At 69.6% G+C, this 11,488-nt stretch carries 10 protein-coding genes, 1 tRNA gene and 1 pseudogene; 8 read left to right on the top strand and 4 right to left on the bottom strand.

The genetic code is table 11. The features are described 5' to 3' along the window. Positions 1–612 (bottom strand): annotated as a pseudogene (locus KME77_RS07370) (ThiF family adenylyltransferase); the annotation flags it as partial. Between the two features lie 151 nt (positions 613–763). Between KME77_RS07370 and KME77_RS07365 the strand changes: the two are divergent. From KME77_RS07365 to KME77_RS07355, 3 genes are all read left to right on the top strand, one after another. After that, positions 764–1,543 (top strand): enoyl-CoA hydratase/isomerase family protein, encoded by a 780-nt coding sequence (locus KME77_RS07365; protein WP_219463257.1) that lies wholly within the window; start codon positions 764–766, stop codon positions 1,541–1,543. Between the two features lie 68 nt (positions 1,544–1,611). Next, complete coding sequence (locus tag KME77_RS07360; RefSeq protein WP_219463255.1) at positions 1,612–2,127, top strand: M48 metallopeptidase family protein; 516 nt, start codon at positions 1,612–1,614, stop codon at positions 2,125–2,127. Beyond that, the gene (locus KME77_RS07355; protein ID WP_219463252.1) at positions 2,124–2,708 is read left to right on the top strand and encodes a DUF2064 domain-containing protein; all 585 of its coding nucleotides are present in this window, start codon (positions 2,124–2,126) and stop codon (positions 2,706–2,708) included. The genes KME77_RS07360 and KME77_RS07355 overlap by 4 nt, the downstream gene beginning before the upstream one ends. A gap of 24 nt (positions 2,709–2,732) precedes the next feature. On the opposite strand, the gene KME77_RS30220 is transcribed toward KME77_RS07355, so the two are convergent. Genes KME77_RS30220 through KME77_RS07340 form a run of 3 tightly spaced genes read right to left on the bottom strand, consistent with a single transcriptional unit; the run spans position 2,733 to position 5,572 of the window. Beyond that, positions 2,733–3,725 (bottom strand): endonuclease/exonuclease/phosphatase family protein, encoded by a 993-nt coding sequence (locus tag KME77_RS30220; RefSeq protein ID WP_308250600.1) that lies wholly within the window; start codon positions 3,723–3,725, stop codon positions 2,733–2,735. 33 nt (positions 3,726–3,758) lie between these two features. Then, positions 3,759–4,319: an NUDIX hydrolase gene (locus KME77_RS07345; RefSeq protein WP_219463250.1), complete on the bottom strand. Its 561-nt coding sequence runs from the start codon at positions 4,317–4,319 to the stop codon at positions 3,759–3,761. Beyond that, positions 4,316–5,572 (bottom strand): zinc-dependent metalloprotease, encoded by a 1,257-nt coding sequence (locus tag KME77_RS07340; protein ID WP_504739322.1) that lies wholly within the window; start codon positions 5,570–5,572, stop codon positions 4,316–4,318. The genes KME77_RS07345 and KME77_RS07340 overlap by 4 nt, the downstream gene beginning before the upstream one ends. A 79-nt stretch (positions 5,573–5,651) precedes the next feature. On the opposite strand from KME77_RS07340, the gene KME77_RS07335 reads away from it, so the two are divergent. From KME77_RS07335 to KME77_RS07315, 5 genes are all read left to right on the top strand, one after another. Beyond that, positions 5,652–6,725 carry an NAD-dependent epimerase/dehydratase family protein gene (locus tag KME77_RS07335; protein ID WP_219463258.1) on the top strand — a complete coding sequence of 358 codons (1,074 nt, stop codon included), beginning with the start codon at positions 5,652–5,654 and terminating at the stop codon, positions 6,723–6,725. A gap of 17 nt (positions 6,726–6,742) precedes the next feature. Then, positions 6,743–7,168, top strand: a complete 426-nt coding sequence (locus KME77_RS07330; protein WP_219463248.1) for a molybdenum cofactor biosynthesis protein MoaE — start codon at positions 6,743–6,745, stop codon at positions 7,166–7,168. Between the two features lie 10 nt (positions 7,169–7,178). After that, positions 7,179–8,225, top strand: a complete 1,047-nt coding sequence (locus KME77_RS07325) for a YlbL family protein (protein WP_219463247.1) — start codon at positions 7,179–7,181, stop codon at positions 8,223–8,225. Between the two features lie 129 nt (positions 8,226–8,354). Continuing rightward, entirely contained in the window at positions 8,355–11,324 is a 2,970-nt protein-coding gene (locus KME77_RS07320; protein ID WP_219463244.1) for a UPF0182 family membrane protein, read from the top strand. A gap of 54 nt (positions 11,325–11,378) precedes the next feature. Then, positions 11,379–11,455, top strand: a tRNA-Met gene (locus KME77_RS07315). Positions 11,456–11,488 lie beyond the last annotated feature (33 nt).

The following is an 11,488-nucleotide window of genomic DNA, read 5'->3' as shown; positions in this document are numbered from 1 at the left end:
CGACCCCCCCCCCCCCCCCCCCCCCCCCCCCCCCGGCCGAGGCGGCTGACCTGAGGTGAGGCGGCGGGCGACGGCGACGGCCCCTTCCTCCCGGCTCAACCCCAGCTCCGTCCACGTGAGCCCGCCCGGCGTGATGTCGCGCGCCCGTACCGGACCGGGGTCGAAGACCCGGACGGTGCCCACACCGCCACCCGCCAGCAGGGCCACCACCTGCGCCCCCACCCGCCCCGCACCGTAGACGCGCACCCGCGAGCGACGCCGCCGGGCGAACCCCTCCACCCAGCCCCCCGATCCGCCGGCGAGGTCGAGGGCGTCCAGCTCGTGCTCCAGGCGATCACGTTCGCCCAGGGACAGCCGGGCGGGGGGCACGCTCGCGTCGTGCAGCACGCCCTCCGAGGCCAGCCGCTCCAGCAGCGCCCGGCACTCCGGCTCGCTCAGCCCGGCCCGCGCCCCGTCGCGCAGCACCTGGTCGAGGTCGCGGACGCCGTCGAGCCCGGCGACCCATTCGCGGGCCGCCGGGGACAGGCCGGTCAGCACGACGGCCCGCAGGGGATGGGCGCCCAGCTGCAGGGTGCGCGCGTCGCGGGCGATCCGGCGGAGCGCGGGTTTCACACGTGGCCTCATGCCGCGCAACACTTCCATGCCGGTTCAAGATCCCGAGCGCCTAAGCCTCCGCCTGTGGATAACTTCGCCGCAGGTCCGTAGCGATGTGTCCAGGGATCGGATGGTTGGCCCGGCGGCACGCCGTTGTACGGTCGCCCCCATGACCGAACTTCTGCTGGACCACCGGGACGACGGCACCGTACTGATCACCCTCAACCGCCCCGACCGGCGCAACGCGATGACGGACGGCATGACCGCCGCCTGGCGCGACGCCATCGAGGCGCTCAAACGGGACACGACGGTCCGCTGCGTCGTCGTCACCGGCGCGGGCACCGCGTTCTCCTCCGGCGGGGACCTGTCCTGGCTCGGCGAGCGCGGCGTCGAGCCGGTCCCCGTGCTGCGCGACCGCATGCTCGCCTTCTACCGCACCTGGCTGAGCGTCACCGAGCTGGAGGTCCCGACGATCGCCGCCGTCAACGGCCCCGCCATCGGCGCGGGGCTGTGCGTGGCGCTGGCCTGCGACCTCGTGTACGCGGCCGACGACGCCAAGCTGATGGTCCCGTTCACGAAGCTCGGCCTGCACCCGGGGATGGCGGCCACGTACCTGCTGCCTCGCAAGGCAGGCCCGCTGGGGAGGGAGATGCTGCTGACCGGCCGCACGGTCCTGGGGGAGGAAGCCGCCACCAAAGGTTTGGTAAACCGATCTTTCCTGAAAAATGACCTCATGTCGGAAGTTGAGGCCATCGCGGCGACCATTGCCCACAACGCCCCCATAGCCACCAAGCTCACCAAAGTCGCCTTGAATCAGGACCATTCGGACCTGGAAGCCGCGCTGCGCTGGGAGTCCTTGGCCCAGCCGGTGACCATGGTCTCCGCCGACATGGCCGAGGGACTGGCCGCTCATCGGGAAAGGCGCATGCCCAAATTCACCGGGTCTTAATCATCTGACCAGCAGAAACAACGTCCGCCCCTCTGTGGAAAACGGCCGGTGTCGGCTAACGTGCATATGTGCCCCCCGAGACAGTCGAGGTCCGTCGCAGCTCTCGTCGCCGGCGTACGGTCTCCGCCTACCGCGACGGCGACAAGACGATCGTGCTCCTGCCCGCCTGGCTGAGCGGTGAAGACGCTGATGAATGGGTGAGCCGGATGCTCGATCGGCTTGCGGCCAAGGAACGCAGGAGAAGGCCGACGGACGAGGCGCTGCTGGAGCGCGCCAGGGAGCTGTCGGCCAAGCACCTCGACGGCAAGGCCGTGCCCGTGAGCGTGCGCTGGGTGGACAATCAGCAGCACCGATGGGGGTCGTGCACCCCGGAGAACGGCACGATCCGCATCTCGACCCGGCTCAAGGGGCTCCCCGAGTGGGTCATCAACTACGTGATCATCCACGAGCTCGTGCATCTGCTCGTACCCAGCCACGGCGCCCGGTTCTGGGCGCTGGTGGAACAGTATCCCAAGGCAGAGCGGGCGCGCGGGTTCCTTGAAGGTTTCTCGGCCGCCGCGCACACCGCGCCGGAGGAATGTTGACCCGCGTCGTCGCGGTCCTCGTACGCCGGAGCATGGCGCAGGCCGCCCCCGAGGGCGTGGACCGGGACGAGTTCCTGGAGGCGATGGCCGAGGACACCTACGAACTGGTCGCCGGGCTCGAACTCGTCACACCTGTCCTGGTCACCAGCGTTCCCGGTCTCGACGAGATCGTCTGGCCGGGCACCGAGGTGATCGAGATCGGCGAGGACGAGCCGCTCCGGCAGGTCATCGGAAGGCTCCAGGGTGATCAGGCGGTGGTCGTCAGCGCCGACGCGCCCGACCTGCCGCCCCTTCTGATCGGCAAGCTGTTCCGCGAGCTGGGCCGCGCCCAGATCACGATATGCCCGGCCGAGGACGGTGGCGCCGTGGCGCTGGCCTGCGGCCTTCCCGCGCCGGAATGGGTGGACCCGCACCTCGACGACCCCGACCTCGTCGCGACCCTGCGCGCCCAGGCCCCCGGCCGCCGCATGGTGGCCACGGGCCCCGGCTGGCACCGGCTGCGCACCCCTGACGACGTGACCCGCCTCGACCCCGGCCTGGAAGGCTGGGACAACCTGCGGGCCCTGCTCAAGGCGCACTGAGCTTCTCAAGGCACATTGAGTTCCTCAAGGCACACTGAGCTCGGCGAACACCGCCCGGTGATCGGTCCCCGGCACGGTGTGCACGCTGACCTCCTTGACCCCCACTCGCTCGGGCACCAGCACGTGGTCGATCGTGATGATCGGCGGCACCCGCTTGTTCGCCGGCCACGTGGGGATCAGCCCGGCTCCCACCTGGTCGGCCGCGTCCTTGTAGCCGCGCGACAGCAGCCGCCGCATGGGCGCGTGGTCCAGCGTGGCGTTGAAGTCGCCGGCCAGGATCTGGACCGTGTCATCGGAGGAGGCAGGGAAGGCGTCCAGCGCCGCCTCCCAGTTCGTCACCTGCCGCCCCAGTGGCGGATAGGTGTGGACGTCCACGAACTCGATGGGCCGCCCGCCCGGCAGCGAGATCATCGCCGCGGGCGTGTTGTGCGCCAGAGGCGGGATCACGTCGTACACCGGCTTGAGCGGATGCTTGGACCACAGCCCGCTCCCGCCCGCCGACCACTCCGCCTCCAGCACCTGGTACGGCATCACGCCCGGCAACCCGGCCGCGTTGAGCCCTTCCACCCCAGCGGGGGTGAGTTCCTGGGTGTTCAGCACGTCGGGGTCGAAGCGGCGTACCAGATCCATGATCGCCTGCGGGTCGGCCCGCCCGAACAGCATGTTGATGGTCAGCACCTTGAACGGCCGGCCCGCTGTGGCGTCCGCCGTGCCGAGCGCCCGCGGCAGCACGCTGAACCCGAAGGCGGCCGTCGTGAGCAGCGCCACCGCCGTCGCCACGCGCTTGCGGGCGACCGCCGCGACCAGCAGGGGGACCAGCGAGCCGGCGGCCGCGTACGGTGTGGCGGTCATGAGCTGGGAGGCGATCGAGCCGCGTTCGAGCCCGGTCAGCCTGGCCAGCGCCCAGGCCGCGAAGGGGGTCACGGCCAGCCAGGTGAGCGTGGTGCCGGTGTATTTACGGCGTTTGCGGGTGGGTGTGGTGATCGTGCCGCCCACGGGGTTCTCCGCCGTACGCACATGTCCCCCTTGGAACGTTATTTGAGGCGGACTCTAACCAAACACGCGTGAATTCGCAGTAAGCGTGGCCCGGCCCCGCGCGGCGAGTCGCCGGGTGGCATCGTCCGACAGCTCCGGGATCGCGTCCACGGGGAACCAGCGCAGGTCGAGCGACTCCGCGCTGATCACCGCCTCGGCGCCCTCCGGGGCCACGGCCGCGTACTCGACGTCGAGATGCCAGCTGTGCGGGGGATGGCACCAGACCTCGTGCTTGTCCAGGGCCAGCGGCCCCGGCAGAAGCCGCAGGCCGGGAATGCCGGACTCCTCCACGGCCTCACGCACGGCGACGTCCGCGAGCGACTTGTCGGAGATCTCGCAGTGGCCGCCCATCGGCAGCCACATGCGCGCCTTGGGGTGCAGCGTCAGCAGCACCCGGGCGCCGTCGTGCGACAGCACCGCCGTCGTCGCCGTCAGATGACCGGGCACGCAGGCGCGCAGCATCGCGTCGTCGTGCGTGCGCACGTGTTCCAGGAACTCCGTGCGCAGCGCCTCCTCCGCGGGTGTCGGCGCGGCCCACGCGGTGAGCACGCTCACCGCGTCATCGCGCAGGCTCAATTCGCCTCGTCCTCGTCGTCCGGCTTGGCCTCCAGCGTGGAGATGTCCCAGGCCGTCTCGCCCAGGATGAACGCCTGGGGGTCGTCGAGGTCGTCGGCCGTCGGCAGCAGGTCAGGGTGGCCCCACAGCGCGTCGCGTCCCTCGACGCCGCGCGCGTCCTTCAGCGCCCGCCACAGCGCGGCCGCCTCGCGCAGCCGCCTGGGCCGCAGCTCCAGGCCGACGAGCGTGCCGAACGTCAGCTCGGCCGGACCACCCGTCGCGCGACGGCGCCGTACGGTCTCCGCGAGCGCGACGGCGGAGGGCAGCTTGCCCTCGGCGGCGTCGTCGACCACGGTCGCCACCCAGCCCTCGACCAGGGCGAGCATCGTCTCCAGGCGGGCCAGCGCGGCCTTCTGCCGCTCGGTCTCCTCGGGCTTGAGCAGCGCGCCGCCGCTCAGCGCCTCCTGGATCGCCTCGGGGTTGTTGATGTCGAGGTCGCGGATCTGCTCCTCGAGCGCCGAGGTGTCGACCGTGATGCCCCGGGCGTACTCCTCGACGGCGCCGAGCAGGTTGGCCCGCAGCCACGGCACGTGCTGGAACAGCCGGTGGTGCGCGGCCTCGCGCAGCCCCAGGTACAGCCTGATCTCGTCGGCGGGGTGCTCAAGGCCCTTGCTGAACGACGCGACGCCGCCGGGCAGCAGCGCCGCAGTGTCCGACAGCGGCAGGCCGATGTCGGTGGTGCCGATCACCTCGCGGGCGAGCGACCCGAGCGCCTGGCCGATCTGCTGGCCGACCATCATGCCGCCCATCTGCTTCAGCATGCCCATCAGCGGCCCGGCCATCTGCTGGGCCTCCGGAGGCAGCCCGGCGCCGCCGAGCGCGCCGCCCATGGTCTCCACCATGCGGGCGGCGATCGGCTCGCAGAGCGTGCGCCAAACCGGGACAGTGTTCTCGATCCACTCGGATCGGCTCCACGCCTGCGGGTTGGACACGCCGCTCGGCAGCGTCGTCGCCTCGTTCAGCCACAGATCGGCCAGGCTCAACGCCTCCACGATCTGGCGGCGTTCGCCCTCCATCACGCTGGGATCGCCCTCGGCGACCACCGCGTGGCGGGCGATGTTCTTGGCCATGTCCCAGTTGACAGGGCCTGAGCCCTGCGGCGCCGACAGCATGTCGGCGAACTGGCGCATCGCCTGAGCCATCTGCTCAGGGTTGCCGAACATGGCGAACGGGTTCTCGTTGGGGTCGTTTTCGCGACCTGGCAGGTCAGTCACCGCTCTACCTCGTGCAGGATGGAGGAGTCCACATCCGCCACGTTAGTCGTCCTACGGCGGATCAGTGCAAAGTGAGGACCTGGTGCCTACCTCGAAACGCCCGCGCCAACCCGTCGTCGCCATCACCGGGGCGGCCTCCGGCATAGGCCGCGAGCTGCTCGCAAGGCTCGTATCCTCCGCGGATTTCCGCAGGGTGGTGGCCATTGACGAGGAGCGCGGCGACGTCCAGGAAGCCACGTGGAGGGTGATCGACGTACGAGATCCGCTCTTGGCGAACCGCATCTCCGACATCGACGTCCTGGTCCACCTCGCGGGTGACTACGCCGTCGACGCCGACCCGTCCGAGCGGCGCGCGTACAATCTGCGAGCTGCGCAAACGGTGCTCACCGCCAGCGCGGCCGCGCGCGTGCGGCGTGTGGTGCTCGTCACCAGCGCGATGGTGTACGGCGCCGCGCCCGAGAACGACGTGCCGCTGCCCGAGGACGGCCCCGTCGCGGCCGAGCCCGACACCGGCGTCGTGGGCGACTACCTGGAGATCGAGGCCCTCGTACGCAGGTCCGCCCGGACCCACCCCGGCCTGGAGGTCACCGTGCTGAGGCCGGCGGCCGTGGTCGGCCCCGGCGTGGACACGGTCATCACCCGTCATTTCGAGTCGCCCAGGTTGCTCACGATCAAGGGATGCTCGCCGCGCTGGCAGTTCTGCCACGTGGACGACCTGGTCTCGGCGCTGGAGCTGGCCGCGCGCGGCGTGGTGACCGGCGTGGTCGCCGTGGGCTGCGACGGCTGGCTGGAGCAGGAGCAGGTGGAGGAGCTGTCCGGGCTGCGGCGCTTCGAGCTGCCCGCGGGCCTGACGTTCGGCACGGCGCAGCGCCTGCACAGGCTGGGCATCACGCCGGCGCCCGCCACCGACCTGCACTACGTCGTCTATCCGTGGGTGGTCGACTGCACCGGGCTGCGCGAGGCGGGCTGGAAGCCGTCCTGGACCAACGAGGCCGCGTTCGAGCAGCTCCTGGAGCTGCGCGAGAACAGGACCACCGTGGTCGGCAGGCGGCTGCCGGTCAAGGAGGCCACGCTCACCGCGGCGGGCGCCACCGTCGCCGTCATCGGCACCGCGGCGATCGTGCGGCAGGTGCGCAAGAAGCGCAGACAATGAATCTGTAGGCTCTTTTCGTGGACGTCATCCGGTTGCTCGGGATTCGTGACACTTCGCTGTCGGTGGACGAGGTGCTGGCCGCCGTGGGAGACCACGCCGCGGGAGGCACCACGATCTTCGTCGGCACCGTACGGGAGCAGGACCACGGCAAGGCCGTGACCAGGCTCTCCTACTCGGCGCACCCCTCGGCGCTCGACGAGCTGCGCCGGGTGGCGGAGAAGGTGGCCGCCGACTTCCCCGTGACCGCGCTCGCCGCCGTGCACCGGGTCGGTGACCTGGAGCTGGGCGACACGGCCGTGATCGTGGCGGTGGCCTGCCCGCACAGGGACGAGGCGTTCAAGGCCTCCCGCCGGCTGATCGACGACCTGAAGTCGCAGGTCCCGATCTGGAAACACCAGACGTTCGGCGACGGGTCGGCCGAGTGGGTCGGCGCCTGCGAATAAGCTCGTTACCATGTCTCGACGCGCCTTGACCCTGCTGGTTGCGGGCTTTCTCGTGCTGGGGTTCGGCATCGGGGGCGCTCTGATGCGCGTGCCGTACGTCGTGCTGAGTCCCGGCCCGACGGAGAACACCATCGGCGAGGTCGAGAAGAAGCCGGTGATCACGATCAGCGGCCGGGAGACATATCCGACCACCGGCGCGCTGAGCCTGGTCACCGTGGCCTACCAGGGCGGTCCCGGCAGCAAGATCGACCTGCTGACCGCGTTGCGCGGCTGGGTGGACCCGACCGTCGCGGTCGTCCCCGAGGAGACGATCTTCCCCAGGTCGCGCACCCCGAAGCAGGTCGAGGAGGAGAACACGGTCGAGATGACCAACTCCCAGGACTTCGCCACGGCGGCCGCGCTGACCGAGCTGAAGATCCCGTTCGGCAAGGTCGTCTCGGTCGCCTCGACGGAGAAGGGCAAGCCCGCCGACGGCAAACTGCGCAAGGGCGACGAGATCAGCGCGGTCGACGGCAAGCCGGTCACCGACTTCGAGAGCGTGAGCGACGCCGTCACGGCCCACAAGCCCGGCGAGAACGTGACGTTCACCGTCGTCAGGGGCAAGGACAAGACGGACGTCACCGTCGGGACGGTGGTCGGCGGCACGGGCAAGACCGCCGTGGGCGTGAGCATGCAGGAGAGCTACAAGTTCCCGTTCAAGGTGGAGATCAACGTGGGCGACGTCGGCGGGCCGAGCGCCGGGCTGATGTTCTCGCTCGGCATACTCGACAAGCTGACCCCCGGTGAGATCACCGGCGGCAAGGCCATCGCGGGCACCGGCACGATCGACCCGTCCGGCGAGGTCGGGCCCATCGGCGGCATCGCGCAGAAGATGGTCGGGGCGCGAAAGTCGGGCGCGACGGTGTTCCTCACCCCCGCAGGCAACTGCGCCGAGGCCGTGAAAGCGGTGCCCGAGGGGCTGCGGCTGGTGAAGGCCGAGACGTTGCACGAGGCGGTCACGGCGCTCGACGCGCTGCGCACCGGCAAAGGCAATGTGCCGGCTTGTGCCGCGAGCTGAAACTTCCCGGGCCCGCCGTGCGTTAGCCGTACGGCTGGCCCTGCGGTGTAGGTTGCCAACCACGGACCGTTTGTTCAACACGACGAGGGGTTGGCCTTGAGCTTCCGGACCCCAGGAGCCGGCAGGGCGATGCGCTTGCCCCGCCGACCGCGACTGCTTCTTCCGGTCGCGATCGCACTTGTGGCGATTGTGGCGCTGTTCTTCCTTTTCTCCGGGATTTATACCGACTATTTGTGGTTCGACACGGTCGATCCGGCGATCGACTACACGTCCGTCTTTTCGGGCAGACTGCTGACAGAGATCGTGCTGTTCCTGGTCGGAGCGGTGCTGATGGTCGGCATCGCCGGTGGCAACATGCTGCTGGCGTTCCGGGTGCGGCCGATGTTCGGCCCCGCCATGTTCGGCGGGGGCAGCGGCGCCGACCGCTACCGCATGGCGCTCGACCCCCACCGAAAGCTGATCTTCATCGTCGGGATGGGCCTGCTCGCGCTGTTCGCGGGCTCGTCCTTCGCCGGGCAGTGGAAGACCTGGCTGCAGTTCATCAACGGTGAGTCGTTCGGCAAGAAGGACGCCCTGTTCGGGGTGGACGTGTCGTTCTTCATGTTCGACTACCCGTTCATCCGGATGGTCCTGAACTTCCTGTTCACCGCCGTGATCATCTCCATCATCCTGGCGGCGATCACCCACTACCTCTACGGCGGGTTCAGGCTCCAGTCCCCGGGTGTGCACGCCTCCCGCGCGGCGCGCGCGCACCTGTCGGTGCTGCTCGGCGTGTTCGTGCTGCTCAAGGCCATCGCGTACTTCATCGACCGGTACGGGCTCGTCTTCTCCGACCGGGGCTTCGTCCACGGCGCTTCCTACACCGACGTCAACGCGGTGCTGCCCGCCAAGACCATCCTGGCGATCATCGCGCTGATCTGCGCCGCGCTGTTCTTCGCCGGCGTCGTCCGCCCCGGCGGCATGCTGCCCGGCGTCTCCTTCGGCCTGCTCGTGCTCTCGGCCATCCTGATCGGCGGCGTCTACCCGGCGCTGGTCGAGCAGTTCCAGGTCAAGCCCAACCAGCAGCTCAAGGAGACCCCGTTCATCCAGCGCAACATCGACGCGACGAGACAGTCGTACGCGGTCGATCAGAGCGAGGTCCTGCCCTACACGGCCGAGGCCGACCCGACCAAGGTGGACAGCGACGGCGACGCCTCGGTCTCCGGCGTCCGGCTGCTCGACCCGGCGCTGGTGTCGCCGACGTACGAGCAGACCCAGCGCATCCGCGGCTTCTACGGCTTCGCCCAGCAGCTCGACGTCGACCGCTACCCCGACTCCACGGGCAAGCAGGTCGACCACGTCGTCGGCGTGCGTGAGCTGCTCGGCCCGCCCGAGGGCCAGAACAACTGGATCAACAAGGCCCTGGTCTACACCCACGGCTACGGGTTCGTGGCCGCGCCGGGCAACGAGGTCGATGCCGGCGGCCTGCCCGACTACGACGCCAAGGACATGCCGGTCATGGGCCCGCTGGTCAACTCGACCAAGCTGAAGGAGCCCAGGGTCTACTTCGGCGAGAACGAGTCCTCCGAGTACGTCATCGCGGGCGGCAACCCGAACAACCCGCAGGAGCTCGACTACCCGGAGACCGGCGGCACCGGCCAGAAGAACACCACGTACACCGGCAAGGGCGGCGTCCCGGTCGGCTCGTTCGTCAACCGGCTCGTCTACGCGGCCAAGTACGGCGAGAAGAACATCCTGCTCTCGGGCGACATCAACGACAACTCCAAGATCCTCTACGAGCGCGACCCGCGCAAGCGGGTCGAGAAGGTGGCGCCGTTCCTGACCCTGGACGGCAACCCGTACCCGTCGATCGTGGACGGGCGCATCACCTGGATCGTCGACGGGTACACGACCTCGAACGAGTACCCGTACGCGCAGAGCGAGAGCCTGGGCGACATGACCCGCGACACGGCCACCGACCGCCGCGTGGTCGCCCAGCAGCCGCAGGACAAGATCAACTACATCCGCAACTCGGTCAAGGCCACCGTCGACGCCTACGACGGCACGGTCACCCTGTACGGCTGGGACGAGACGGACCCGATCCTGAAGACGTGGAGCAAGGCGTTCCCGGGCATCATCCAGCCCAAGTCCAAGATGAGCGCCGACCTCCAGGCCCACGTCCGCTACCCGGAAGACCTGTTCAAGGTGCAGCGCTACACCCTGTCGCGCTACCACATCACCAACCCCGCGGCCTTCTACAGCGGCCAGGACTTCTGGAACATCCCGAGCGACCCGTCGCAGGGCCAGGGCAACAACAAGCAGCCGCCCTACTACCTGACGACCACGATGCCGGTGGCGAACGCGCAGCCGACGTTCTCGCTGACGACCACGTTCGTGCCCCGCCAGGGCCCGAACCTGGCGGCCTTCATGGCCGTCGACTCGGTGGCCGGCCCCAACTACGGCAAGCTACGCATCCTGCGCATGCCCTCCAACACCCCGATCCCCGGCCCCGGTCAGGCACAGAACGCCTTCCAGAGCCGCTTCGCCGGTGAACTGAACCTCCTGGGGGTGGGCGCGTCCTCGGTCCGCTACGGCAACCTGCTGACGCTCCCGTACGCGGGCGGCCTGGTCTACATCGAACCGGTCTACATCCAGGTCGCGGCGGGTGGCGGCCAGGAACCGTACCCGATCCTGCAACGCGTCCTGGTCTCCTTCGGCAGCAAGATCGGCGTCGGCCGCACCCTGGACATCGCCCTCCAACAGGTCTTCGGCGACGCCCAGCAACAACAGCCGACAACCCCCGACACCACTCAGCAACAACCCGACCAGAGCGCCGGCGCCCTGAAGACGGCGATCAGCAACGCCCAGAACGCCTACAACGAGGCGCAGAAGGCTCTGCAGGCGAGCCCGCCGGACTGGGTGGCGTACGGCAACGCCCAGAAGAAGCTGCAGGACGCCCTGAAGGCGCTGGAAGGCCTGGGCGCCGCCCCGACCTCCACCGCCACGCCCACGCCGTCTGCCTCCGCCTCGGCCTCGCCGAGCGCCACACCCACGGCCACGACCTCGTCAGGAGCGCCGTCACCAACGGCGTCACCGGCATCGTCGGCGGGAGGCACGTAGGTTCGCTGATTTGCGTCCGCCCCGCGGCCCGGATAGTCTTTAGACACACACCGACGCGGGGTGGAGCAGTTCGGTAGCTCGCTGGGCTCATAACCCAGAGGTCGCAGGTTCAAATCCTGCCCCCGCTACCAAGTCGAGAAGGCCCTCCGGGATCATCCCGGAGG

The sequence above is a fragment of the Nonomuraea rhizosphaerae genome (assembly GCF_019396405.1).
Taxonomy (GTDB): Bacteria; Actinomycetota; Actinomycetes; order Streptosporangiales; family Streptosporangiaceae; genus Nonomuraea; species Nonomuraea rhizosphaerae.
Note: the sequence above shows the minus strand (reverse complement) of the source record. Positions and strands in the feature narration are given on the sequence as shown.

What these genes read in the sequence shown, in the direction of transcription:
- KME77_RS07325 (WP_219463247.1), top strand. Translation starts at nt 7,179, where the DNA reads ATGTCTCGACGCGCCTTGACCCTGCTGGTTGCGGGCTTTCTCGTGCTG.
- KME77_RS07320 (WP_219463244.1), top strand. Translation starts at nt 8,355, where the DNA reads ATGCGCTTGCCCCGCCGACCGCGACTGCTTCTTCCGGTCGCGATCGCA.
- KME77_RS07365 (WP_219463257.1), top strand. Translation starts at nt 764, where the DNA reads ATGACCGAACTTCTGCTGGACCACCGGGACGACGGCACCGTACTGATC.